Raw genomic sequence first — 23824 nt, 5'->3', positions numbered from 1 at the left:
ACCCACACTTCGACCTCTTCGGGGGTTTTAAACATGTATAAGTCGTATAGACCAAAATTAGCCGTATATAAGTACTGGTATCGAAAGGGTCGTAGCGACTCCGTTTACAATTTCTACCAAGGCTTTGCTGACCAAAGTGACTATGTTAGTAATTGTGGTCGTTACTGTGTTAACTAGAACTTGTTGGAGCGTCAGAGTGACGGTACTTAACGCAGTGTACGTTTGTAAGTAAGTTACGTAGTTAGTAAGCGTCTTTAAGTAGGTCTTGAATATTGGCATAGCGATAGTGTTGAATAGCGTGGTAGTGATCTTCAGCGGTACGATCTCTACTGTAGTGACTGTGTGTAGGAGCGTCGTGGTGACTGTCAATAGGTGGGTTAGCGGCACTAAGACGGTCGTCCCGATAGTCAGCGTCACGCTGGTAGTTACGGTAAACGGGACGTGGAGGAGCTTGGTCGCGTAGGTGGTGAGGACCGTCGTTAGGACGCTGGTCGAAGTCACGAAGCTAGTGACAGTCCTTATCGCGGTCGTAGTCTGGACGAGGGTCTTAGTCAACGGTATTAAGAGGGATTGCGTGACGTATTGAGTTACCGTGGCGGGTAAGAGCACGAGGTTCGTTACGGTAGTTACGGAAGTCATGGTTCTGAAGAGCGTAAGTAACTGCAACAGCGTGGTAGTTAGGGTGGTCGACACTGTTCTCAGTATTGTTGTGGACACGGTTGACGTCAAGAACTTCATTATAGGTATATTGGTCAACTTAGTTAGGGTCTGAGTCGTCGTCCTTCCGCCCTCTCCGATCACCAAGAACTCGCTAAGGGTCAGCGTGCTAACCACCTCTACTGGCCTTAAGAGCGACATAACTACCGTCTCGATGGACGTGTAGACTACCGAGATCAAGTTTGTTACTGTGGTAGTCACGAAGTTTGTCTTGGTAACCGTGAAGTATTTCATTAGTGGCATAGTCAAAATTGTAGTTGCGCGGTACGTCACGGGCACTTCCTCTAACCGGGTGACCGTTAGGGTCTTAGTGGTAGTTACGTACTCCTTAACGGTCTCTAACCGGGTCAAGGTCTCTGTAACCTCAGTGGTTATGAGGGATACCCTAGGCACAGTCAATAAGAGCGTCTTCGTGAGGACTGACGTAACGGGGGGCCTCTCCACCGTAACCCTCTCCAGGGCCGTTAAGGTCTCAGTTTCAATGACGGTCTTAGTTAATGTGGTAACTGCCGGCACCGCTTCCAACGCCGTTTTAATTATCTCACTGGTCAACGTAGTTTTTATCGGCACTAGTTCGGTCCTCGTGGTAACGCTGGTCCTCTCGAAGGTCTTGGTTATTGTTAAGAGGTCGGTTACAGTTTCAGTCTTCATAACTGGTATAGCCTTGAGGGCGTAAACCGTGGACGTCAAAGTTTCTAAGCTGGTAACCGTGACTGGCGAGACCACGGTCTTAGTCTCGGTGGTGGTCAGCGTTACTGTGTTGAACAACGTTTGGGTAAGCACCTTTGTCACGGGCTTTATTAGAGTTAACGTAGTTTTCAAGGTAGTGTAGCTGAGTACGCTAAAGGCCTTAGTCACTTCAGTAGTTATAGTGGTCGTTAGAACTTTCGTCGTGTATATCAACGACGTCAACGTTGTCTTTAAAGTAACGGTGGTCGTGAGGAGGACAGTCTCCACTAACGTGGTTGTGGAGGTAATGTACTTATTGACCGGGAGCAGCGCGACGTTACAAGCCCTCGTCCGGAACGCCGTAACCGTCACGAACACTGGCCTCTCGACGGTCTCAGTTACTGTGTCGGTCTTAGTGGTCGTAACGGTATTTGTTATGAAAGACGCTATCGGCATCACTACAGTCTTAGTTATCACTTCAGTTACCGTGTGGAAGATGGTGCTTGTAAGCACCTCGGTCTCTCTAATGGGGACCATTATAGTAGCCGTGAGCTCTCTGATCAGCGTTGTAGTTAACGTGTGGGTCTCTACGACGCTTACGGTCGAAGTGACGTTGTAAACTTTGGTTTCCGTCACCCTTTCGGTGGTAGTGGTGGTAAAGTAGACGGGTACGGGCTTGAGGCTCGTGACTGGAGTTACCTTCACCAAAGTGCTAGTAGTCACGCTCGTGACGAACTTCGTTAGAGTTTCAAGGAGCGTGGCGGTGGTCGTGGTTACTACCGGGATTAACCTACTCTCTTTTAAGGTTACAGTGATTACGTTAGTTACCGTGTTGATCAACGCTTTGGTAACGGTGCTCGTTACCGGGACCACTAAGGTTTCCTTCAGCGTCACGAGCTTCGTGAGGGTGGTGGGCAAGACCTCCGGGCGGGTCACGGTTACAGTTACGTTAACGTACTTAGTCTCAGTCACCGTGTTCGTTAAGGTCTTCGTGAAGGTAATATAAGCAGTCTTGCTGATGCCTACCACGAGCTCGCGCACGAGGGTGGTAGTGGTGGTCAGCAGCTTGGCGACCGTTACGGGAACTACGGAAGTCAGGGTGGTTACTTCGGATATGAACTTAGTTAACGTCAGCGTGACCGGGACCGAGGTAGTTTCGGTAACAGTCTTCAAGACGGTTATTATAGACGAAATTGTTCTCTCTAAAGGCACTATCGACGTGACTGTGCTGTAGACAACATTTATAAGCGTGGTCGTTATCGTACTCGTTACTCTCTCAACTTCAGTGACGGTGGAGAGTATCGTTTTGGTCAAAGTAACGCTCACCGTTTCAGTTATGAGCTTCGTGACGGTCTTCAGAGCCTCGACGGTTCCGTAGGTCACGGCGTACGTCTTGTTCCCTACGACTAGGGTGCTAGTGGTCAAAACCGTATCGAGCTTGCTTACTACTGGGACCCTCAGAGTTAATGTAACCGGAGTAGTCAAGGTAGTTCCATCGTACTTAAAGGTAACGTTCGTAACTGTGGTGAAGGGTACTTCCGGGAGGTCCGCTCCTGCCGCCGCCAGGCCCCCGGCGACCCTTAAGGTTACCGGAACGATTACGGGTACTGGCCTCTCTAGGGTAATAGGCGTAATGAACGTCTTGTTCAGAACTAGCGTCGTGGTATAGGTGATCCGTTGGGTGGTGACCGTTGTGACGGTTACGGTGAAGAGCTTGTTACAGTACATGATGCTTATAGTCTTCACAGTGGGCTGGGTCTTGATAGCGACTGTCAAGCTCAGCCCGATGAGCGCGGTCGGGGAGAAGTGCTCCTCTACCAACTCTGATAGGTACTTGTACTCGGGGTACCCCCTCTGGACCAAGTCGTCGTACAGCCACCCGAGCCCGTCCGGGGTTAAGGCCAACGAGGGTACCAGCCTCCAGCCCTTGGTTCCAAACTTCGTCAGCAACATGTACTCCGCCACCGCCAGCTTCCTAATCCACCTGTCCAACCTGGGCGAGCTCACGCCCAAGGCAATTAAGTGGTGGTACGCCTCTAGGGCGTCGTCGTTGTTAACGCCGACCCTCTTCAAGGCGAAGTCGCCGACCTCCCTAGCTACCGGGGCGGTCAGCTGGGAGGCGTAAGGGCACTTGGCCGCCTCCGCGGCCCTTACCGCCACCAAACGGGCTATGGGGTCACCCCTCTCGAGGACTTCGTTTATGCCCTCGCTCAGCTCCCTACAGCCCTTTCCGAGCACCGCGAGGTCTAAAAGGCCGTAGGCGGCTTCTCTGTAAAGCCCCAGCCTTAGGGAGGCGTTAGTCAGTTCGGCGACCTTATTGCTCAACCGTTCTATGAAATCGCTAGAGAAGGTGAAGTTTTGGAGGCTTAGGGCGACGAGGGACGCGTAAGTGTACTTCAGTTCCTCCGGCTTGGTAGGGACCACGTGGGCCAAGGCGGCTTGAGTTACGTTTTCCAGCGCCGCCACGCTTACTGCCATCATTATGATGAGCGCCAGAGCGCGTTCCATTCTTGTACCCAAAGAGGGGGACCTCAGAAAGTCTCAAAAGGATTTGGCGGCTCGCGCCGGGGTTCTCATCACCTCTCAGCCGAAATCCGACCGCTCATCGCCGGGCCCCCATCCATAAATCCTTGCGCCCCGGAGGACCCGCCGGGGACCGCGGCGTGACCACGGTTAAGCTGACCTACTTCGGCCACTCCGCCTTCCACGTCGAAGTGGACGGGGTGGGCATTGCCATAGATCCTTGGATAACCAACCCGCTCTCAAAGACCACTCTGGAGGACTATTTAAAGAACTTTAAGACCGACTTGGTCGTGATAACCCACGCCCACGAGGACCACATAGGCGACGCCCTAGAGATAATGAGGAGGACGGGCGCCAAGTTCTTCTCAATACATGAGATATACGTGGACCTAACCCAGAAGGGCTTCCAAGGGATAGGGGCCAACATAGGCGGCCCGGCCAAGCTGGACGACGTGGCTCCGGGCTTGGGGATAGCCCTCACCCCGGCCACCCACTCGAGTTACGACAAGGGGGTGCCCACGGGAGCGATAATTTTCAAGGACGGCAAGGCCTTGGTCTACCACGCCGGCGACACCGGGCTCTTCGCCGAGATGCAGTTCATAGGGGAGCTCTACGCCCCTAAGGTAGCTCTGTTGCCCATAGGGGGGCACTACACTATGGACATAGAGCAGGCCTTGTTGGCTACGAAGCTCTTAAGGCCCGAAGTGGTCGTCCCGATGCACTACAACACCTTCCCGCCGATAAGGGCGGACCCCAACGAGTTCAAGCAGAAGGTCGAGTCAGCGGGACTGGCCAAAGTGAGGGTCATGGAGCCCGGGGAGACGGTGACCTTCGAATTTTAGAGGGTGAGCGCGACTTTGGTGCCCGTAGCCGACGCCCACACCCACTCTAACCCCGTCAAGGGCTTGGGGATGTCTAAGATAGCGCCCAAGTTCAAGGAGGCCGGAGGGTGGTTCCTCGCGCTGGTGGGCCTCAGCCCTTGGCACTACGACCTCGAGCCCACCCTAGACGGGTACGAGAAGACCCTCAAGAAGACCTTGGAAGAGGCGAGGAGGGCCAGGGAAAGCGGCTTAAAGGTGAAGACGCTGTTCGGCTTCCACCCCGCCGACGTGGACAAACTCGCGGGCTCGATGGAGCCCGAAAAGGTGTTGGAGTTCGGCTTGAAGGTCTTAGATATAGTAGAGAAGTATTTGAAAGAGGGGCTCTTGGACGGCATAGGCGAGGTAGGGAGACAGCACTACAAGACCAACCCAGTATCCGTAGTGATCTCAGAACTAATAATGAACAGCGCGATAGAGAGGGCAAAGGACTACGGGGCAGTGGTACACCTACACTTGGAACAGGGAGGGAAGGTCACGGCAATAGACATAAAGAAGAGGGTCGAGAGCCTCTCGGCGCCCCCGCACAAGGTGGTCGTGCACCACGCCAGGGGCAAGAGCTTGGCGGCGGCCGTGGAGGAGGGCTTGGTCGCGACCGTGCCTGGGGTAAAGGGCAGCTTGGAGAGGGCGATTTCCTTGCCCCCCAACTACATGGTCGAGAGCGATCACATAGACGACCCGAAGAGGCCCGGAGTAGTGGTCTACCCGTGGGAGATGGCGAAGAACCAGCTGGAGCTCTTGCGCGAGGGCAAGGTGGACGAGGAGTACTTGTGGAAGCTCAACGTAGACAACGTCGTCAAAGTTTTCGGCGTAACCCCGCCCTAACCGTCTAAACCCGTCGTTAGCCGCCCCGACGGGCAGCGCCTTGCCGCTCACGGAAGAGGAGCTGAAGCTCATTGAAGAGACTCTGGGGAGGAAGCCGAACCAAGTGGAGCTCGCCATGTTCGAGGCGCAGTGGAGCGAGCACTGTTCCTACAAGAGCTCGAGGAAGCACTTGAGGAAGCTGAAGATGGACTCGCCGTGGGTCGTGAAGGGCGGCGACGCGGCGGTGGTGGACTTCGGCTCGGTTTACGTTGCTTTTAGAATAGAGAGCCACAACCACCCCTCTGCGGTGGACCCCTACAACGGGGCGGCCACGGGGGTTGGAGGTATAATTAGAGACATCCTGAGCTCCGGCGCGAAGCCTATAGCGCTCCTCGACGACCTAATATTCGGAGACTTGGACGAGAATTTGGTCAAGTGGCACGTTAAGGGGGTCGTAAAGGGGATATCCGACTACGGCAACAGGGTGGGCGTTCCTACGGTCGGCGGGGAGACTTGGTTCGACCCCGACTTCACGAGGAACCCGATGGTCTCCGTAGCTTGTGTGGGCGTGTGCCCCAAGGACAAACTCATAAACGGCACCCCTAGGCCGGGCGACCTAATAGTAATCGCCGGAAACTACACGGGCAAGGACGGCCTATTGGGTTCCTCGTTCGCCTCTAAGAACTTGGAGGAGGGGGTGGAGGAGGAGTACGCGGCGATACAAGTCCCCGACCCCCTCATGGAGAAGCTCTTGATCGATTCGATATTGGAAATGAGGGACGAGAGGCTGTTGGTTTTCGTGAAGGACTTGGGCGGCGGAGGGCTCGCGACGGCCCTCAGCGAGGTCGCGGCGAGCTTCGGCTTGGGGGTGGAGGCGCGGCTCGACGCTTTACACTTGCGCGAGCCCATGGAAGCTTGGGAAATAGTAGTTTCGGAGAGCCAAGAGAGGATGATGTTGGTAATTAGGCCGGAGGACCTAGAGAGGGCGAAGAAGGTGCTCGAAAAGTACGACGTCCCCTACAGCGTCATAGGGAAGTTCACGGACACCGGGAGGGTGGTCTTGTATTACAACGGCGAGAAGGTGGCGGACTTGCCGGCCAAGTTCTTGGCCGAGGGCCCGGAGCTGGACAGGCCTTACGAGAGGCCCAAGTGGCACCTCGAGCTGGAGCTCCTCCCCCCGCTCCCCGAGGTAGATCTGGGGGACGCGATCAGAAAGGTGCTGAGCTCTCCGAACGTGGCCTCTAAGAGGTGGATATACGAGCAGTACGACCACGAGGTCCAGATAAGGACCGTGGTGAAGCCCGGCGAGGGGGACGCGGCGGTACTGAGGCTCTTGGAGGACCCCCCTAAGGGAATAGCCGTAGCTACGGACTCCAACCCCCGTTACACGTTCTTGGACCCGCTCTGGGGCGCGGCGGACGTCTTTCTGGAGGCCTACCGGAACGTGGTGGCCTCGGGGGCCAGGCCGCTGGCCGCGGTGGACCAAGTGGACGCGGGCAGCCCGGAGAGGCCCGACCGCTTCTGGTTCTTCGTGAGGATGATCGACGGACTGGCTTGGGTGGAACGGGAGGTGGACGTACCCATAGTGGGGGGCAAGGTGAGCTTCTACAACGAGGACGACGTAACTGGCAAGCAGATAAAGCCGACTGTCATGATAACGATGATAGGAAAGGTGGAGAACGTCTACAACGCGAAGAGGGCCCGCGCGGAGGAGGGCGACCTCTTGGTTCTGGTAGGCGAGACCTTCCCGGAGCTGGGAGGGAGCGAGTTCCTGTGGAGCGTCCACAAGCTCGTGAGGGGGAAGCCTCCCGTCCCGAGGCCCTCTACCGAAGCGAGGGTAGCGGAGAGGATACTCAAGGCAATAAAGGTATCCGGGGTCACGGGGGTCCACGACGTGTCCGTCGGGGGCTTGGCGGCGGCGGTGGCGGAGCTCGCGAAGGGGTTCGGGGCCACGCTCGAGTTGGACAAGGTCAAGGGGCCTTGGAAGAGGCCCGAGGAGGCGCTGTTCTCCGAGAGCGGGGCTAGGTACTTGTTGGCGGTTAAGCCGGAAGCCGCGGAGGAGGTCTTGAAGGTCACCGGAGGTACGGTAGTCGGTAAGGTGGGCGGGGGCCCGCTGAGGGTGCTCTTGAATGGGAAAGAAGTGGCCTCGGTGGACGACTTCGAGGACCTCTTGGAGAACGGCATGACCTCCCGCCTAGTCTAGCGGGGTCCTCCCGGTCCTCAACATGGACTCTATAACGTCCGGGCTCCGCTTAAACTTCCTTACCTTAACTACGACCCAGCCTCCCTCCTCCCACTTTTCTAACACGGTTACCTTCACCCCCAACTGCCTAACGTAGTCCAAGTAGTCCTCTAGGTCCCCCTCCGTGGGGAAGCGCAGGACGAAGTCCTCGTGGAGGGGCCTCCCCTCGGCGACGGCCTTGACCGCCTCGACGGCCGGCGCCAAGATGGCGCGCCCAAGCCAGAGGGCCCTCTCCTCCAGCTTCCGCCCGGCCAGTCCCTCTTCAAACACCTTGAACATCTCCCTAACTATCCTGGGGAATAAGTAGTCCTTCCCTTCGTCGAACGGGTACTTCATGCCTTGCTCTATGTCCCCTATGTTGGTGAAGGAGCCCGTGTACTTCGCGGGGGGCCTCTTGTACAAGGGGTCCTTCAGCACCACCCCTTCCCTCCCCTCGGCGTCGAAGCGGTCGACGATCTCCTTTATCTTGCTCACAGACTCGTCGGGCCGGAAGGTCCCCAACAGCCTAACCCCCCGGAGCCCGTGCCTCCTCACCAGCTCGTGCCTCTCCTCGACCGGCATCTGCCTCCACCCGTCTCCCTCCCTCACGAAGATGTCGAAGATGAAGTAGTCGAACTTCGGCGCCTCTGGATACTCTACCCTTACGTAGGGGTTCTCCGTCCCCACCACCTCGCCGGCCACGAAGCTCCCGGGCGGGAGCTCGTCCAACAGCGAGCTCAACTCCTCCCCGTACACGCTCTTGAGCCTCGCGTTGGTGTAGGGGCAGAGGTAACCTCCCCTCGTTACGGCGAAGACCTCTCCGCCGACCTTGACTACCCTGACGTTGTACCCGTTCATCTTTTCCTCCACGGAAACCCCCTCTGGGAAGTAATGGGGGACCTTGGAGAGAAGCACGAGCCTCTGTATCGAAGGGTAGCCCGGCACTACGCCCACGTCCCCCTTGTAGTAGATGATTACTGAGCCCTTGCCGCCCCACTTACCCTTCTTGAGGTGTATGTACTTCGCCCCCTTGTACTCCACGCCGCTACCCTAAAGCCCCGCCCCCGGCGGCTCTGTTGAATAGGGGCCGCGCTCAATAACCTTGCTTACCGGTAGGTAAGCGGGGGGCGGTATTTGAAGGAGCTGGAGTTCTTATTCCAACTCTTAGGTTTGAAGAAGATAACTGAGCTGGAGGGCGAGGTGGTCGTAGAAGCCTTCCCTCTGGAAGAGGCCTCGCCCTTGAAGGAAGTCAGGGGCGTGAAGGTAATCGAAGGGAAGGAACCCGAAGACCCTTCCAAGAAGCCTTACTTGAGGGCTTGTAAGGACGGGGTTTGTAAAGTGACGTTCTACGGCTCCTTAAAGGGCGTCCTGATACCGGGTTTCCTAGAGGTGTTGAAGGAGCTCTCCAAGGGAACGGGCGAGGAGTCGCTCCCCCACCCGGTGAAGCTCAAGCTCTACGTATACCCGGGCTTACCTTGCTATAAGGCGCTGAAAGAGGCGGCGCCTCTAATAAGGAAGTACACGAACTTAGAGCTCGAAGTAATTCACGTAGATTCCGAAAAGAGGTTGAAAGAGTTGCGCTCCTTGGGAGCCAACGCCGTGCCGGCCTACGCCGTTGGGAGAGAGCTGCTCCACGTAGGCCCCTTGAGCGCCTCTGAGTTAGAAAATATGATAAAGAGGCTCGCGCTCGATCTAGCTATAGAGAAGGCTAAGGAGGAGTTGTTGAAGGAGAGAGGGTTCACTTCTCGAGCTTCTTGAGGACTATTTGGGTGTGGGTACCTACTATACCCTTCATGCCCCTCACGGTGTCCAGTATGGTATTTAGCACTTTGTGGTCTGGGGCCTCTATCCTCACTAGCAAGTCATAGTCGCCAGTTACTTCGGAAACCTCCTTAACGCCCTCTATGTTGCTCAGCCTCCGGGCCACCGAGCCCGTAAAGGCGTTGCTGTCCACCTTCACCCAGACCACCGCCTCCACGTTCTCCGTCGCCTTGGGCCTGAGCACCTTGCCGCTCACCTTCTCAGCGATGCTTATCAACGCGTCGTCGGTGAGGAACCTTAAGTTGCTCCTCTTTATCTCTTCTAGTATCTTCATCAGCGTGTCGTCGTCCACCTTTATTCCGAGCTTCTCGAGCTTCGCCTTCACTGCCTTCTTTCCGGTGTATTTGTCTATCACGTAGTCCCTGCTCCTCCCTATCATCTCCGGCGGGAAGGCCTCGTAGGTCCTCGGGTCTGCCAGTATGCCGGCCACGTGGACGCCGGCCTTGTGCAAGAACGCGTAGTCGCCTATGACCGGCATGTTGTAGGGGACCTCTATGCCGGAGTAGCGCTCGACCATCCTCGTCAACTCCATCAGGCCGCTCAGCTTCACCAGCTCCACGTCGAAGTGTACCTTCACCGCCACCGCGAAGAGCTGGAGGGGGACTATGCCCACCCTCTCGCCCAGCCCGTTTACTGTCACGTGTACTGCCGTGGCCCCTCCCATTACCGCCCCGAACGCCGTGGCCAGCGCCATGCCTAAGTCATTGTGAGCGTGGATGTCGTATTCAACGTTAGGGACTGCCTTTACCATGTGTTCGAAGAACTTCTGAGCGGTCCACGGGGTTAGTACCCCTACCGTGTCGGCCAAGCTCACCCTGTCCGCCCCCGCGTCCCTCGCGGTCTTGACCACTTGCTCCAAGTACTGCAAGTCCGCCCTCGAGGCGTCCTCGGCGGTGAACCTTACCTTCACGCCGTAACCCTTCGCGTACTCCACCATTTCGCCGATTATGCTGAGGGCCTCTTCCCTCGTCTTCTTGTGTTTAGCGTTCAAGTGTATGTCGCTGACCCCGTAGAAGATGGCTATCCTATCCGCTTCGGTCTCCGCGGCCTTGTCTATGTCGCTCTTGACCGCCCTGCTGTGGGCCACGACCTCGGCCCTTATCTCCCCCTCCTTCTTCATCCACGCTATCCTCCTCACGGCCTCGTACACGTCCGGCGCCACCGCCGGGTGGCCGGCCTCTATCATGTGGACGCCTATCTCGTCCAGCTTCTTCGCTATCTCCAGCTTCTGGTCTATAGTGAAGGAGACGCCCGGGGTCTGCTCCCCCTCCCTCAAGGTGGCGTCAAGTATCTTAACCCGTTCGAACGCCGGCCTGTACTTTCTCAGCTCATCTGAGAACGGCGTCACCAAAGCCGACTACCGGACGCGCGCTTAGTAGGAAATAATAGGGTTTTTGCAGCAACACTATATAACCTCCTCCCCGAGTCCGACCGGGATCGCGCAGTGACCGGAGCTATAAGGGCGAAGGCCATTAAGGTGGGCGACAACATAGACACGGACGTCATAATTCCGGGGCGTTACTTGATCTATACTGACCCCGAAACTCTGGGCAAGCACTGCTTCGAGCCGATAATGCCGGACTTCTACCAGCGCAGCAAGGAGCTGGGCGGCGTCATAGTCGTCGCGGGCAAGAACTTCGGGATGGGGAGCTCCAGGGAGCAAGCCGTTGTGGCCTTAAAGGGCGCCGGGGTTAAGGCGGTGGTCGCGGAGAGCTTCGCCAGAATATTCTATAGGAACTGCATAAACCAAGGCTTGCCCGCGGTGGCCGTCAAGGGGATAAGCGAGGCGGTGGAAGAGGGGGACGAGGTCGAGGTAGACCTAGAGGGAGGGAAGGTGAGGGTTTACGACAAGGAAGGGAACCTCAAGAAGGAGTTCGACGTCCCCAAGCTCCCCCCGAGCTTACTGGAGATCTTGGAGAGCGGGGGCTTGGTCCCCTACCTTAAGAAGAGGTTGGCGGTGGAGGGCAAATGAGGGCCGTCAAGTTCCGAGGGGACTTGGTCGTCGAAGAGACGCCCATTCCCCCCGTCCCGAAGGACCACGTCCTCGTAAAGGTGAAGTTAGCCTCGGTCTCCCCCTTGGAGAGGGGCCTGGAAAGGGGCAACATCTGGGTGGAGCCCGAGCGCGTGTTGGGGCTGGAGGGCTTCGGCAACGTCTTGGAGGCGGGCGTAGAGGTGGAGGAGGAAGAGGGGAAGGAGGTCTTAATAAACAGCTACTTCGACGGCATACTGGGGGTGACCAGGGACGGCACCTTGGCGGAGTACGTAGTGGTGCCCAAGGAGTCCTTAGCGGAGGCCCCGGACGTGCCGGACTACGCGAAGGCCTTGGCCTCCGCCGGGGCGTTGGCCCTCAAGATAGCTGAGCTCACCTCCGACAAGAAGACCTTGCTCGTCGGCTCGGGCCTAACTAACGTGTTGGCCTCCTACAAGCTCTCTTGGGAGCTCCCGCTGCTCCCTTGGGGGAGGGAGATAAGCTTTGACTTGAACTACTACCCCACCACCGCCTCGGCTTGTACCCAAGAGTGGGACGCCGTGGTGGTCTCGGTCCCGGAGGCCAGCGCGCTCGACACCGCAGCGATGTGCGTAAAGGAGGGGGGAACGGTGTACCTCCACCCCCTCGTGGACTACTCCAAGCACGTGTTCGCAGGCAAGAAGCTCGAGGTGGTCCCCCTGACCCCCGGGGACCTAGTTGAGGGCGCGAGGCTGGTAGCCTCCTTACCCACCAAGTACTTGAGGGAGTTGGTGGAAGAGGTCAACGAGCTGGAGGAGGCGCTCACGTCCTCCTTCTCGAGGAGCTTGGTCAGGCCGGATGCTTTGTAACGCTCCTCTAGAGGAGGGCCCGGAAGCGCGAGCGATGTTTGTGGACACCCACTTCCACTTGTCGTGGAGCGCCCGCTCCAAGATAGACCTAAACTTGAAGGACTGTAAATCCGTTGAGGAGGTCCTCCTCAGGGTTAGGAGGGAGGCCGAGAGGGGAGGCACCTATAAGGGCTGGGTCGTGGGCACGCTCCTCCCCTTGAAATTGGCTAGGTCCTTGGATAGGTTCGCTCTGGACGAGGCGTCCCCGGAGGTGCCCGTTTCCCTAGCTACTAGGGACGGCCACATGGCCGTTGCGAACACCAAGGCGTTGAAGTTGGGAGGGGTGAGCTGCGAGGACGAGGGGGCGGAGTGCGAGGACGGGAAGCTCACCGGGAGGCTCTACGAGAGCGCTATGAGGAAGTTGAGGCGCGTAATACCGGACCCGGACACGATGCTTTTGTACAAAGCGTTCAAGGCGGTGCTGGACGAGCTGAAGGATGGAGGGGTGGTAGAGGTACACAGCATGACCTCGAGGTGGCTGGAAATGGAGATAGTTAATAAAATAAAACACGACGTCAAGGTGTATCACTACGTGAGGACTGAGACCTACATACCGGGGGCCGTCGGGGTGAAGCTCTTCGTGGACGGCGTTATAGTCCACGGCACGGCTATGACTGAAGGTAAGGGGAGGCTCTACGTCCCCTTGGAGAGGCTGGTCGCTTGGATAAAGAAGGGCAAGGAAGAGGGCTTCCAAGTGGCGGTCCACGTGATGGGCGACGAGGCCTTGGACGTGGTCTTGAAGGCTTTCAAGCTCGCCGGGTCTCCTAAGAGGGTCTTGAGGATAGAGCACGCCGCGCTGGTCAGGGACGACCAGCTGGAGCCCTTGGCGGAGGCCGGCGTGCCGGTGTCCGTACAGCCCGGCATAATGGAGGCCGTGGGGGTGGAGGAGTTCAAGAGGATCCTCGGCAACCGCTGGAAGGAGTTCATGAGGGTTAAGGACATGCTCGAAGCGGGGGTGAGGGTCTACGGCGGCAGCGACCACCCCGTGGGGCCGTGGAGGTTCGAGGAGATAAAAAAGTACTACAAGCTCTTGTGGAGGCCCCCCTCAGAGGAGGAGGTGCTAAAGCTCCACACCTCCGGCCACGAAATGGTAGAGGGATGATCGCGCCCGACGGGCAGAGCGGTGAAGAGATTGGCCTTTGGTGACCTCACTCGTACTTGACCTTTATTCTCATTCCCAACCGGTCCTCCAGCTTCTTCAACTTCTTCGCCTTTTTTAAGACGTTCTTCCCGGCCCACTTCGGCACGGTCACCACCACGACCCCGTCCTTCACCTCCACGGAGGTCGCCTCCGGGAGGACCCTGTAGACGTAAGCTAAGATCTTCTCCTCGCCCCTCTTCGCAACTCTCTTGACCGGGACCACCATCGTCTGTTCGCCCCAAGTGTAGATCTCGTACTCCAACTCCCCGGTCAAGAAGTCCCTCACCTCCACTACCGGCCTCGCTAGGTCCGCCTCCCGGAGCCCCGTGGGGAGCTTGACGGTCATCTGGAGCTCGTAGACCTTCGCCACGCTCCCGCTGTCTATGAATATCACGGTGTCTACGATGCTGGGTATCATCCCCAGCTCCACCCTCCCTATCAGCCTCTGGACCGCGTCTATCGGGGTGGTGGCGTGGACTACCCCTACCATGCCTATTCCGGCCATCCTGAGGTCCATGTATAGTTTGAAGTCCTCGTCGGTCCTCATCTCGTCGAATATGGTGTAGTCCGGCCTCGACAACAAGAGTATCGCGTAAAGCTCCTTCACGCTCGTGTGCTCCTTAGAGTACTGAGTGACGCTCGGAGGGAGGACCATGTCCCTCGGGGACTCTATGGTTTTGACCACCTTCCCCTTCCTGGCGTAGTACTCGGTGAGGGCTTGGGCGAAGGTAGTCTTGCCCGCGCCGGGGGCGCCGGCTATGAGTATTCCTTCCGCCCTGTCCTCCAACCTCCTTATCAGCTTCTCCGGCAAGTCGTAGTCTTCCAAGCTCAACTTCGCTATCGGCCTGACCGCGGTTATCTCCCACCCGTCCGAGAGGGGAGGCCTGGTGATCACTATCCTATACTTCCCGAGCTGCACCACCGTCGTGCCGGGCCTATCTACCTCAACGTAGGCGTCCCTCCGGGACCTGGCAGTTTCCATTATCTCGAGGGCCATGTTTTCCAACGTCGCCGCGTCCAACACCTCATTGGAGAGGGGGACCATCTCCCACTCCCCCGGCCTCCCCTTCTTAGCCTTGGGCACGTCTCCCTCCTTCAAGTGAATGCTCATAGTCTCCTCGTCGAAGAACTCCTCGAACTTCAGCTTCGCCGGCCTGTACTCGCCCGCGAAGAACACTTCTATGCCCATAGTCGTGGCAACGAGCGCTTGTACTCTGTCCCCAGTGACCAACGTGGCGTTTTTCTCTTTGGCGACCTTCCTAACTGCGTCATCTACGTCCCTCTCCTTTACCTCTACGACCTCTATGTTAACGAGCCCTTGCATCTCGAGCTCCCTGAGCTTGGTCAACTCCTCCAACGCCGCCATGCCGGAGGCGAGCCCCTCCTTCGCTTGCCTCTCTATTTCCTTGATCAAGGTTGAAGGTATCAACAAGGTCCCGTAGAGGAGGCCCTGCTCCACGAGCCTCGTGAGCAGCCCCCTCTGGACCGCGTTGAGGTCCGGGACGTAGACCTCTTTCTCCACTCGATCTACCCCGCGTGAGGTTTCGAAAGGGGGTGATTTAGGCTTGAACACAACCCTGCTCTACGTTGTAATTGCCAACTTGACAGCCCAACTGCCCGTTACGGACTGCGGGGCCCACGCGATATCTTACTCCCTAAGGGAGGGGAGTTTGTTAGCCACAGACTTGACCTTGTGGCTGCTCAGCTCGTTGACGAATAGGACGCTATGCTACCGCTCGAGGGGGCTGCTGCCGCCGGACTACCCCAAGAGGCTCGCGGGGGAACTCGTGGAGGCCCTCACCGCGAGGCTCCCGAAGGTGAAGAACCTCTTAGAGCTAAGGACCTACGGCCAGTGGTACTACGTCATGGTCTCCTCCTACCCAGAGGCCAAGGGGTTGGAGGAGTTCTTGAAGTGCTTGGAGGGGCGCGAGGACGCCCGGGCCTTGTATTGCTTCTTAGTCTTGAAAGGGACGTACGAGAGCCTCGCTAAAGGTTTGAGGCCCCCTCCGGCGCCTTGCGCCCCTTCGAACTTGAACATGGGGGAGCTTTACGCGTTCAAAACCTTGGCTAGGAGGCTTCACGGAGGAAACTTTACCAAGACCGTTAACTTGTTGTACTCGCTCTACGCCTACGCCCTCTACTACGACCCCCCGCTGGCCCAGTTGGCTAAGTCCCTCTTGAGGGACTTGGTGACCGGGAGGTGCTCCCCCGCGGAAGCTGCTCTGGCGGCGCTGTGCGCCCTAAAAGGGGGGAGGTGGTGGGAAGAATACGCTCTCCTAACTCTGGCCTTGTCTGGGTAGCTCCTTCAACCGGAACTCGCAGTAGGGGTCTCCGGAGGGCATGTGCTTGACTACTTCTATCAAGATCCCGGGCTCGCGGCTGCCGAGCCTCCTGGTCCCCTTGAACACTATTTGGACGGGCTTGTCCTCGAGCTTCTCTATTATACCGGCCTTTATCGCCGCGCACGCGGCGCAAGCGAAGGGCATGTCCTTGGTGTACTTGAAGTGCGGACACTTAGTGACTTTGAAGACGTACTCGTCGCCCTCCTCGGCCTCCTCGTACTCGAACTCCATGCCTACGAGCTTGTAGGGCAAATAACAAGCCTTCATGGCGTCCTTCAGACTCTCTACCTTTATCATCTTCTTCAGCTCCTCTCCCATGGTTTCCTTGGCACCTTCCTTAACTATGTTGAAGATCAACGCGGTCGCCGCCCCCTCTCCGACGTACTTCTTTAAGTTCTTGGGGAGGGTGTCGAACATGAACTTCTCGGCGAAGTTGGCGAAGACCTTAGCAACAGTTTCCTTATCGAACTCCTCCGGGCTCAAGTGTGGATATCCCTACTCCTCGTCGGTCTCCTGGCTTAAAGCTAGGACAGTGAGTAATTACTTATCGGTAAGTAGGCTGGAAACCTTGGTTAAGGTCCGGGGCCTAAGGCCTTTGGGACGGCGCGCTTGCTCTCGACGAGTTACGGCGTAGCTCTGACGGCTAAGGAGGTGGAGAAGAGGCTTTTCACGCCGAAGAGGTACCTCAAAATGAGGTTCGTCAACGTCACCCCCTTCTCCAGCGGCGACGCGGGGGCCTTTCAGACAGTCCGCTTGCGGCGAGCGCTACGTAGGGGGGACCCCAGCCCTACTCCATAATAGGCAGGATGAGGAGGCTGAGCGAGGCAATGGAGGGACAGAGCAAATGCTTGAGGAGAGATACGATAACGGTAAAACTCTCCGATAAGACCAGCCTTGAGCTAAGGCTGACCGAGTTCATGTTCGGCAGGGTCGGCAAGAAGTCATCGTGGGGGAGCCCCTTCAACCTCACTGTGAGGTACAACCTCTCCGAGGACCCGTCCAAAGCTAAGGTTTCGTGCTCGCCCCCGTCAGGGACGGCGGAGGTTCCCTTCGTCGACGCCGGGAAGTTGGAGGTGGAGGTCTTCCTCAAGCCGCGAACCAGCGACGTCAATGAAAAGGCCGAGGAGCTCTTCCCGCTCTTCGCCGCTACCGCGCTAGTCGTTATGACCCTCTATGGCGTGGGCAGGGCGACCAGGTGGGGCTTCGGGAGGTTCGCGCTAATCGAATTCGAGGCCGGCAAGCGGGGCGAGGGAGGTACGGACGAAACGTTGGAAAAATGTTGGAGGCGGCGAACAAGGTCCTCCGCCCTAACTCTCCCGACACCTCCAAGCTCGATGAGCTGATCAAGGGTTACGCCGAGCTTTGGGTCTCTAAGGTTGAGGGCGTGAACACGCTCTGTTCTTTGAAGAGGGCGCTGAGGGGAGCTATAGGGCCGACTTCAAGAGGTACGACGGCTGTGCGAGCGAAGTCCGGACGCGCTTGGCTAATTTGATCCACAGCTTGTGAGAACGAATAAATAACGGCCACCTTCCGTCTCAAATGGCGAGAAGGGTTGAGCAATGAGGACTCGGGAGGGAGTGGGTCGAGCGCGAACGAACTCACGAAACTCGACAACCTCCTAAAGGTATTACCGAGGCCAAAGGAGGGCAAAGGCAAGTGTGAAGAGAAGGGCGTCAATGAGGTAAGCCCCTCAGAGCTGCTAAAAGATTTGGCGAAGGGGCTCTCGAACAACTTGTTTGAGGGTGAGGACGTCTGCAAGGACGACCCGAAGAGGTTCTTGGAGAAGTTCTTAAGGGAGGTATTAAATAAGACTGTACATGAAGCCGGGATAGACCCTAACGATCTAGAGAAGAGTTTACATAAAGAACTACGGGACAGTGGAAAGGGCCAAGATGATTGCACCGTGATCTTGAAGGATTTATTGGAAAAATTGAAGGAGAATTGGGATACCATTGATAGAGAGAAAAAGTCTAAGCTCAATAAAATCCTACACCTGTTCAACACTTGCTACGATGATGGAAAGGCCCAGGGACTTTCTCAAGCTTTAAGTGACGTGAAGGAGTGCATCGATAATCAAGAGCTGTTCTGCAAGTTCTTGCTCCTAGCGGCCGCCGTCACCTACCTGAAGAGCGAGGAAAAGCTGGATTCCAGGTCGGAGTGGTTCTACGAGGTCGTTAGGGCGGCCCTCACGAGGGACAAATTCAGGTTCCCCTACTGTCCGTGGAAGGGCGACGCGGCGGCGCTGTTCTACGCCTATGTCCTATGTTGTTGTGGGATTAATATTAATGATGAGGCTAAAATCACTGGAGACGACATAATCAAAATAATAAAACTCTTGATAGGAAAGGAGATTTAAGGCATCTAATCGGAATTTCCACAGTAGATAAACACAATCGCGAAGTCTTTAACAGCTTAGCGTCGCTGCAAGCCTTTGAGAGAACCCTCCAAGGAGGTCGGAAGGGCGCTCGTGAGGGGGAAACTGGAGGTCCTTGGAACCTACGTGCCCAAGGGGATCTCCTCCTGGAGGTCGCTAGGACCGGGTGGGATATAGTCTCCAACAAGCCTAAGGAGCCGGCCCTAGTGGTTCCGGCCGGGACGAAGATAAAGGTAAAAGGGACTAAGGACGAGGTGTTGGAGGTGCTGGAGGAGAAGTTAGGTCAAGGGAGGAGGAGGGAGGGCTGGGGCACGGCGGTAGCGAGGGCCTTGGGGTGAGCTAGCCCTTGGTCGCCTCTATGACGCAGTCCTCCCCTTCCGCCTTAACGGTCCTTACCTTCCACTTCCCTCCGTTGAAGGCCTCTAAGAGCACCTTTATTATTCCTTCCTCGAACTTGCACACGTTGGTGTCGAAGTCCCTAGAGGGGGCCTTGTGTATCGTAATGGTGCAGTTGTCATTTCCCTCCGAAGTTATTTCCACAACGCCGAACCCGCTCTTCTCCAAAAACCTCTTTATCGAATCTACGTCGCTGCCCTCCTCCTTTTTGACCAACTCCACTACCGCTTCTCCAAAGCCCTCCCCTACCTTCCTCATCATTACGTCCGCCGCCGGTCCCAACACTTTCTTGAGTTCCTCGTGTATCTTAACTAATGCGGAGGAGGGAATGAGCATAAATCGGATCGAATGACCTTTAACGCTTAAAGTGCCTTCATCGGTTTTGACCAGCTCGTAGGTCATACCTTGGCCCCGTTCCCTTCACCTCTCTCAAGGATTTATAGTAAGGACAAATTATGCAGGGAGGACATGAATGTCATACACTTTTAAAGACTCCTTAGGCTTGCCTCCCTTGCGTGTCCCTACCTTTCATCCTTGGTGCTGGAGGATGCGATAGTATGTAAGGTGTTTTCTGTGTCACGCGAAGCTTCATACTTTCTGGTTGGTGAATGCTGGCAATCTAACCGCATTTACCACCTCGAGGGCGGATGAGGCCTTAGCGGAAGCCTTCATCGAACTCCTTAGGCTCCAACAAAGGTTCTACCCTTATCGCCTTGCATAAGGCCTCACAGCCCCCGCAGAGGTAACAAGGCCCTACTTGCCTCACCGTTCCGCCCTCCATCGCTAGGGAGTTGAAGGGACACAGCTCAACGCACAGGCCGCAGCCGTCACACCTTTCCGGGTCGACCGAAACCCTCCCTAACCCCTCCTCCAAAGGGTCTCCCCCGGTGCCCTCCTTGTTCAAATGCCCGTATAACGAGGAGTGCAAGCGCTGCTGCGTCTTCGAGAGGGAGGACGAGATGCCGGTGGTGTTTGAAGACGAGAAGGAGGAGCTGGAGAGGATGGGGCAGAGGGAGTTCGTAGAGCTCCTCCCCGGCCTCTACCGCTGGGTGATCAAGGGCCGGTGCCCCTTCAACGACCCCGAGACGGGGAGGTGTAAGATTCACGAGAAAAAGCCATTGAGCTGTAAGATGTACCCGCTCAACGTCAGGGTTAAGGACGGGAAGGTGTTTATAGAAGTTTCGAGAGCGTGCTCGTGGGTCAAGCACAACTGGGAAGAGGTGGTTAACAACCCGCCGGAGAGGGTCTTCCCCGAGGAGTGGAAGGCCCTAAACGAGGTCTTGCGCAGGCTCCGGGGACTGGGCCTTGTGTGACGCGCGCCCAGTAATTGAAGTCATGAAGTTGCTCTATCAAAAGGGAATGATAACGGTGTTGAGCGGCAACGCCAGCGCGAGGTGCGGGGACGTCTTCCTAATAACGCCTTCCGGCGTACCGAAGAACGATATAAAGGAGCTGAGCGTAGTGAGCTTGAACGACTTGAAGTGGCGAGGGCCGAAGCCTTCCATAGAGTACAAGATGCACGCCCTAATATACATGAAGACCGACGCGCGCTCGGTGGTGCACGCCCACAACCCCAAAGCGGTCTTGGCCGCAAAGCTAGGGCTCCCGCTGGACCCCAGCGAGTACGTGGAGACGGCCTACGCGATAAGGGAGCTGGCGAGGGTTCCGCCCTTAGAGGCCGGGAGCGAGGAGCTCGCCCGGAGGGTCGCGGAGGAGTCCACCAGGGCGGACGTGATCTTGCTCGAGGGTCACGGGGCAGTCGCCTTGGGTAAGGACCCCTACGAGGCGCTGAACAAGCTCGAGGCACTCGAATACTTAGCCGAGCTCGCGCTGTTGGAGAGGGCTGTTAGGGGATGAAGTGGTACTACTTGTTCCACCCGCGTCCGGCCTTCGTGGTGGGCTCGGGCGTCCCTCCCTCGGACGGGAACTTCATGACGGCTTCTTGGGTGACCCCCGTCTCCACGGAGCCCCCCACCGTGGGGGTGGCGGTCGAGAAGGACGGCTGCACCCAAAAGTTGATAGAGAAGTACGGCCACTTTACGGTCTCCGTAGTAGAGGACCCGGAGCTGCTCTGGTACTTGGGGACCGTGAGCTGCGAGGAGGAGAACAAGCTCGAGAGGGTGGGGTGGAGGAAGGGCGAGAAGGTCCCCTCCCCCGTGCCCGAGGGGGCGGCGGGGTGGGCCGAATGCGAGGTCTTGAAGTCTTTGGACGTAGGGGACGTCGTGTTCTACGTGGGGAAGGTGGTGAACTGGAAGGCGGAGAGGCCCTTCGGGCGCTGGGGATGGGACTTGAGGCAAGTGAAGGTCCCAATGCAGAAGGCGGGGAAGGTCTTCCTCTTGCCCCCGTGCGAGGAGTACGTCGTTAAAGGAAAATATAAAAAGGAGTAATGGGCCGAAGCGGCGGTCGTCGAGGCCGCCGAGGGCGGTCGGTGAGCCGGCCCGACTCTGCCCCTTGTATACCCCTTCCAGAGGCGGTGGGAACTTGAAGCGGATTTGCCCGGAGGAGTTGCCGGGAGGGAGCGGCTACTCGGCCTTCGTGGAGGGGCGGTGCGTAACCTTCGAGGTCCCCGGGAAGAGGTACAGGCTCTGCGCCGACACCCTGGCGGAGCTCGCGAGGGCCAGCTACCACTTCGCCCTCCAGCTTCTCAAGGGCAAGCCCCAGTGCGTGGAGCCCTTGAAGGGCGCGGAGCCCTTCGACGGCCCGAGGGAGTGGGTAGAGGAGGAGGGCTTCGCGGCGGCCACCGAGTTCGCCGTTTTGACGCAGTCGCCCACCTTCGCCAAGCTCTACGGTAAAGTTAGAAGGGTTGAGTTCGACCCCTCCACGGGAAGAGTTTGGACCACTTGAGGGCGGAGCTCGAGATCAGAGGGCTTTGGAAGTGCGCTAAGAAGCTCCCCAACTTGGACAAGAAGTGTTACGAGGAGGTCAAAAGGATAGTGGAGAGGTGCGAGGAGGACTGCTTCTTGGACCCGAAGAAGGTGAGGGAGGAGTTCGAGGAGGTTAGAGTGAAGGAGGTGAGCGCGGCCCAGCTCGCGCTGGCCTCCATCATAATAGTACAAGCTGTGGCGATAGCCTTCATGATGTGGAAGATCACCCTGTTAGAGGCACAACTTAACAAGGATTTGGTGGACCTCAAGCTGCTTTACGCGAAGCTGACCTCGGCCGTGAACTCCTTAGAATCCCGCGTAAACTCGGACTTGAGCTCCGTCAAGGCAGAGATAAACTACTTGAAAGAGCTGGTGGAGGCGCTGAAGTACGTCATCTACTTGGAGGGCAAGTAGGGCTTCAACAAGATGAAAGCCCCGCCCTTGTTAACTACCAGAGCTCCCCCGACCAAGGCCGCGCCGTCCGGGGTAAAGCCCAAGTCGAAGCAGTAGTCCTTGTTGTCCGCCGTTACTAGCATAACGCCCTTACAGCTCTTGTTCAACAACAGCGCGGCCTCCCAAGCGAGGCCCGCGTATCCCCCGAACCTCAACTTCTTGCCGTTGAAGATGGAGGAACTACACGAAGTGACTAGGTACCCTCTCTCGCTCAAGCTCACGTCCTTCGGAGAGCACACCTTTACCACGCCTTCAGCCACCTTCTTCTTTATATCAATAATTAAGACTCCCCCCAAGTCCTTACTGTAGACCGCCGCCCTCCTCCCGTCTGGCGACAAGTCCGCCGGGCAGCTGACCCCTCCGGCGGACCACTCCAGCTCCAAGGAGCTGACGTTATACGCTACTGCCCACGACCTCCCTACGACCAGCAGCACCCCGCCTTCGAAGTCCATGAAGCAGACGTCGCCCCCGGGGAGCGGGAGCTCGAGGTCGCCCACCTTTACGTAGTCCTCCCCCTTGAAGTGCAGAGCCAAGGTCCCGTTCCAGTAGGCCGCGGCGTCCAAGTTAGAAAACGTGCCTAAGTAAACCGGCTCGGGGCTCAAGTAGTAAACGCTCGTCAGCCTCTGGTGGTGGCACAAGGCCAAGCCAGTCTTCAGCAGCTCGCAAGCCCCCGGCAGGGCGAAGCCCCCTAGGAGCTGAGGGGCTAGGAAGGTGCACAACAACAAGTCCAGCATCCCGGGCCCTCTGCGATTAACCCCTCCGCCGCTGAAAAGCCGGGAGGCGCGTTGATCGCGATACTCTTCCGCCACGGGAAGGCCGTCAGCGCCCAGAGGGCGGGGAGCGACGAGGAGAGGTGGCTCACCGAGGAGGGCAAGGAGGACGTGAGGAGGGTTGCCAAGTGTTTGCCCACGCCCACAGCGATATACTCCAGCCCCCTCAGGAGGGCCAAGGAGACCGCAGAGATCCTCTCCGAGGTATTCAACGTTCCCTACGAGGTCAAGGAAGAGTTGTCCTCCGGTAAGTTCAACTTAGAGACGTTCGCGAAGGTTTTCAAACCCGGAGCCTTGTACGTGGCTCACAACCCTGACTTGGAGGAGGTCCTTAGGGGCTTAGGGTGCGAGGCGAAGTTGAGCGCCGGGGGCGCGGCCGTAGTGAACGTGGGCGCCAGAAAGCTCCTCGCGTTGCTCAATCCCGAGTACTGCCCCTGAGCTTTTCTAACACTTCCTTCCTTATGGTGTCTATCTCCTCCCTCAGCTCCCTCTCCAACTCTTCCACGGGCTTGGGCGGCGGGCTCCTTAGGAGCTGGAGCCCTATCCAAGCCACCACGCCGCCGAGCACGCTGAAGGCGGCCACGGCCAGAACTTCTAACACCTTTAGCGCTATCGGGTCTGGCAAGAAGAGGGTAGACCACGCCAACGCGCTGACGGCCAAGCCGATGGTGAGGAACGCAAAACCGACGACGTCCTTAGCGTTCACCGCTCCACAACCTCCACCGCGACTTTGGAAGCTATGCCCCTCCCTAAAGCTATTGTCGAACCGTCCACCTCCACTATTAGGGGCCCTATGGGAGGGTTCCTAACCACCTTAATGGTTGATCCTTCCCTTATTCCTAGTTCGTATAACTTCCTGACCGCGCCGAAGCCGCCTTCTATCCTAACTACCCTTACCAACGACCCCTCCGGCGCTTCCGACAGATACACCGTAACCCCCATATAAGCTCGGGAGCCCCTCCTAAAAAACTTGTTAGGTATACCTAACGGAGTGC

The 23824-nt window shown here is 57.4% G+C and carries 28 protein-coding genes; 18 read left to right on the top strand and 10 right to left on the bottom strand.

Going from position 1 to position 23824, the window contains the following annotated elements; all coding sequences use genetic code 11:
• Window positions 1–57 precede the first annotated feature (57 nt).
• Entirely contained in the window at window positions 58–3894 is a 3837-nt protein-coding gene (locus IGNI_RS06460; protein WP_012123395.1) for a hypothetical protein, read from the bottom strand.
• A gap of 155 nt (window positions 3895–4049) precedes the next feature.
• On the opposite strand from IGNI_RS06460, the gene IGNI_RS06455 reads away from it, so the two are divergent.
• Genes IGNI_RS06455 through purL form a run of 3 tightly spaced genes read left to right on the top strand, consistent with a single transcriptional unit; the run spans window position 4050 to window position 7794 of the window.
• Window positions 4050–4751 (top strand): metal-dependent hydrolase, encoded by a 702-nt coding sequence (locus IGNI_RS06455; RefSeq protein WP_012123394.1) that lies wholly within the window; start codon window positions 4050–4052, stop codon window positions 4749–4751.
• A gap of 18 nt (window positions 4752–4769) precedes the next feature.
• Window positions 4770–5612 carry a TatD family hydrolase gene (locus IGNI_RS06450; RefSeq protein WP_238374133.1) on the top strand — a complete coding sequence of 281 codons (843 nt, stop codon included), beginning with the start codon at window positions 4770–4772 and terminating at the stop codon, window positions 5610–5612.
• A gap of 40 nt (window positions 5613–5652) precedes the next feature.
• Window positions 5653–7794: a phosphoribosylformylglycinamidine synthase subunit PurL gene (gene purL, locus IGNI_RS06445; RefSeq protein ID WP_012123392.1), complete on the top strand. Its 2142-nt coding sequence runs from the start codon at window positions 5653–5655 to the stop codon at window positions 7792–7794.
• Here purL and IGNI_RS06440 read toward each other — a convergent pair.
• A complete protein-coding gene (locus IGNI_RS06440; protein WP_012123391.1) occupies window positions 7786–8853 on the bottom strand; it encodes an RNA ligase in 1068 nt (355 codons plus the stop codon). The two genes, purL and IGNI_RS06440, sit on opposite strands and share 9 nt — an antisense overlap.
• A gap of 93 nt (window positions 8854–8946) precedes the next feature.
• On the opposite strand from IGNI_RS06440, the gene IGNI_RS06435 reads away from it, so the two are divergent.
• On the top strand, window positions 8947–9570 hold the full coding sequence (locus tag IGNI_RS06435) for a hypothetical protein (protein ID WP_012123390.1): 624 nt from the start codon (window positions 8947–8949) through the stop codon (window positions 9568–9570).
• Here IGNI_RS06435 and lysS read toward each other — a convergent pair.
• Window positions 9551–10984 (bottom strand): homocitrate synthase, encoded by a 1434-nt coding sequence (gene lysS / locus IGNI_RS06430; protein ID WP_012123389.1) that lies wholly within the window; start codon window positions 10982–10984, stop codon window positions 9551–9553. The two genes, IGNI_RS06435 and lysS, sit on opposite strands and share 20 nt — an antisense overlap.
• 93 nt (window positions 10985–11077) lie before the next feature.
• Here lysS and IGNI_RS06425 point away from each other — a divergent pair, with 93 nt between their 5' ends.
• From IGNI_RS06425 to IGNI_RS06415, 3 genes are read left to right on the top strand one after another with little or no spacing between them, the layout of a single operon-like run.
• Window positions 11078–11605 (top strand): 3-isopropylmalate dehydratase small subunit, encoded by a 528-nt coding sequence (locus IGNI_RS06425; protein ID WP_012123388.1) that lies wholly within the window; start codon window positions 11078–11080, stop codon window positions 11603–11605.
• Window positions 11602–12450, top strand: a complete 849-nt coding sequence (locus IGNI_RS06420; RefSeq protein WP_012123387.1) for an alcohol dehydrogenase catalytic domain-containing protein — start codon at window positions 11602–11604, stop codon at window positions 12448–12450. The genes IGNI_RS06425 and IGNI_RS06420 overlap by 4 nt, the downstream gene beginning before the upstream one ends.
• Window positions 12440–13591, top strand: a complete 1152-nt coding sequence (locus IGNI_RS06415) for an amidohydrolase family protein (RefSeq protein WP_012123386.1) — start codon at window positions 12440–12442, stop codon at window positions 13589–13591. The genes IGNI_RS06420 and IGNI_RS06415 overlap by 11 nt, the downstream gene beginning before the upstream one ends.
• Window positions 13592–13637: 46 nt before the next feature.
• Here the strand turns inward: IGNI_RS06415 and IGNI_RS06410 are convergent, their stop codons facing one another.
• On the bottom strand, window positions 13638–15152 hold the full coding sequence (locus tag IGNI_RS06410; RefSeq protein ID WP_012123385.1) for a PINc/VapC family ATPase: 1515 nt from the start codon (window positions 15150–15152) through the stop codon (window positions 13638–13640).
• Window positions 15153–15195: 43 nt separating this feature from the next.
• Here IGNI_RS06410 and IGNI_RS06405 point away from each other — a divergent pair, with 43 nt between their 5' ends.
• The gene (locus IGNI_RS06405) at window positions 15196–15930 is read left to right on the top strand and encodes a hypothetical protein (protein ID WP_012123384.1); all 735 of its coding nucleotides are present in this window, start codon (window positions 15196–15198) and stop codon (window positions 15928–15930) included.
• Here IGNI_RS06405 and IGNI_RS06400 read toward each other — a convergent pair.
• Window positions 15907–16455: a methanogen output domain 1-containing protein gene (locus IGNI_RS06400; protein ID WP_012123383.1), complete on the bottom strand. Its 549-nt coding sequence runs from the start codon at window positions 16453–16455 to the stop codon at window positions 15907–15909. The two genes, IGNI_RS06405 and IGNI_RS06400, sit on opposite strands and share 24 nt — an antisense overlap.
• A 126-nt stretch (window positions 16456–16581) precedes the next feature.
• Between IGNI_RS06400 and IGNI_RS06395 the strand changes: the two genes are divergently transcribed.
• The 4 genes from IGNI_RS06395 to IGNI_RS07945 all read left to right on the top strand — a co-directional run bounded on the left by IGNI_RS06395 (window position 16582) and on the right by IGNI_RS07945 (window position 18684).
• Window positions 16582–16770 carry a hypothetical protein gene (locus tag IGNI_RS06395; RefSeq protein WP_012123382.1) on the top strand — a complete coding sequence of 63 codons (189 nt, stop codon included), beginning with the start codon at window positions 16582–16584 and terminating at the stop codon, window positions 16768–16770.
• An 8-nt stretch (window positions 16771–16778) separates the two neighbouring features.
• Window positions 16779–17315, top strand: coding sequence for a hypothetical protein (locus IGNI_RS06390; RefSeq protein WP_012123381.1), 537 nt, complete (start codon window positions 16779–16781; stop codon window positions 17313–17315).
• Window positions 17316–17524: 209 nt separating this feature from the next.
• Window positions 17525–18328, top strand: coding sequence for a hypothetical protein (locus IGNI_RS06385; protein WP_012123380.1), 804 nt, complete (start codon window positions 17525–17527; stop codon window positions 18326–18328).
• 224 nt (window positions 18329–18552) lie between these two features.
• A complete protein-coding gene (locus tag IGNI_RS07945) occupies window positions 18553–18684 on the top strand; it encodes a hypothetical protein (RefSeq protein ID WP_274377260.1) in 132 nt (43 codons plus the stop codon).
• Between the two features lies 1 nt (window position 18685).
• Here IGNI_RS07945 and IGNI_RS06380 read toward each other — a convergent pair whose 3' ends face one another.
• Complete coding sequence (locus IGNI_RS06380; protein ID WP_012123379.1) at window positions 18686–19144, bottom strand: hypothetical protein; 459 nt, start codon at window positions 19142–19144, stop codon at window positions 18686–18688.
• Window positions 19145–19397: 253 nt separating this feature from the next.
• The gene (locus tag IGNI_RS07830; RefSeq protein WP_052570320.1) at window positions 19398–19616 is read right to left on the bottom strand and encodes an ATP-binding protein; all 219 of its coding nucleotides are present in this window, start codon (window positions 19614–19616) and stop codon (window positions 19398–19400) included.
• Between the two features lie 22 nt (window positions 19617–19638).
• On the opposite strand from IGNI_RS07830, the gene IGNI_RS06370 reads away from it, so the two are divergent.
• The 5 genes from IGNI_RS06370 to IGNI_RS06350 all read left to right on the top strand — a co-directional run bounded on the left by IGNI_RS06370 (window position 19639) and on the right by IGNI_RS06350 (window position 22020).
• Entirely contained in the window at window positions 19639–20055 is a 417-nt protein-coding gene (locus IGNI_RS06370; RefSeq protein WP_202943252.1) for a YkgJ family cysteine cluster protein, read from the top strand.
• Window positions 20048–20599 carry a class II aldolase/adducin family protein gene (locus IGNI_RS06365; RefSeq protein ID WP_012123376.1) on the top strand — a complete coding sequence of 184 codons (552 nt, stop codon included), beginning with the start codon at window positions 20048–20050 and terminating at the stop codon, window positions 20597–20599. Before IGNI_RS06370 ends, IGNI_RS06365 begins: the two co-directional genes overlap by 8 nt.
• Window positions 20596–21129 carry a flavin reductase family protein gene (locus tag IGNI_RS06360; protein WP_012123375.1) on the top strand — a complete coding sequence of 178 codons (534 nt, stop codon included), beginning with the start codon at window positions 20596–20598 and terminating at the stop codon, window positions 21127–21129. The genes IGNI_RS06365 and IGNI_RS06360 overlap by 4 nt, the downstream gene beginning before the upstream one ends.
• A 94-nt stretch (window positions 21130–21223) precedes the next feature.
• Window positions 21224–21586, top strand: coding sequence for a hypothetical protein (locus tag IGNI_RS06355; RefSeq protein WP_012123374.1), 363 nt, complete (start codon window positions 21224–21226; stop codon window positions 21584–21586).
• On the top strand, window positions 21574–22020 hold the full coding sequence (locus tag IGNI_RS06350; RefSeq protein WP_012123373.1) for a hypothetical protein: 447 nt from the start codon (window positions 21574–21576) through the stop codon (window positions 22018–22020). The genes IGNI_RS06355 and IGNI_RS06350 overlap by 13 nt, the downstream gene beginning before the upstream one ends.
• Here the strand turns inward: IGNI_RS06350 and IGNI_RS06345 are convergent.
• Window positions 22002–22793, bottom strand: a complete 792-nt coding sequence (locus IGNI_RS06345) for a hypothetical protein (protein WP_012123372.1) — start codon at window positions 22791–22793, stop codon at window positions 22002–22004. The two genes, IGNI_RS06350 and IGNI_RS06345, sit on opposite strands and share 19 nt — an antisense overlap.
• A gap of 51 nt (window positions 22794–22844) precedes the next feature.
• On the opposite strand from IGNI_RS06345, the gene IGNI_RS06340 reads away from it, so the two are divergent.
• Window positions 22845–23267: a SixA phosphatase family protein gene (locus IGNI_RS06340; RefSeq protein WP_012123371.1), complete on the top strand. Its 423-nt coding sequence runs from the start codon at window positions 22845–22847 to the stop codon at window positions 23265–23267.
• Here IGNI_RS06340 and IGNI_RS06335 read toward each other — a convergent pair.
• Window positions 23245–23535: a hypothetical protein gene (locus IGNI_RS06335; RefSeq protein ID WP_012123370.1), complete on the bottom strand. Its 291-nt coding sequence runs from the start codon at window positions 23533–23535 to the stop codon at window positions 23245–23247. The genes IGNI_RS06340 and IGNI_RS06335 overlap by 23 nt on opposite strands.
• Window positions 23532–23759 (bottom strand): FeoA family protein, encoded by a 228-nt coding sequence (locus tag IGNI_RS06330; RefSeq protein WP_012123369.1) that lies wholly within the window; start codon window positions 23757–23759, stop codon window positions 23532–23534. Before IGNI_RS06330 ends, IGNI_RS06335 begins: the two co-directional genes overlap by 4 nt.
• Between the last annotated feature and the right edge of the window lie 65 nt (window positions 23760–23824).

The sequence above is a fragment of the Ignicoccus hospitalis KIN4/I genome, assembly GCF_000017945.1.
Lineage (GTDB): Archaea > Thermoproteota > Thermoprotei_A > Sulfolobales > Ignicoccaceae > Ignicoccus > Ignicoccus hospitalis.
This window is presented reverse-complemented; position numbering and strand designations above follow the sequence as displayed.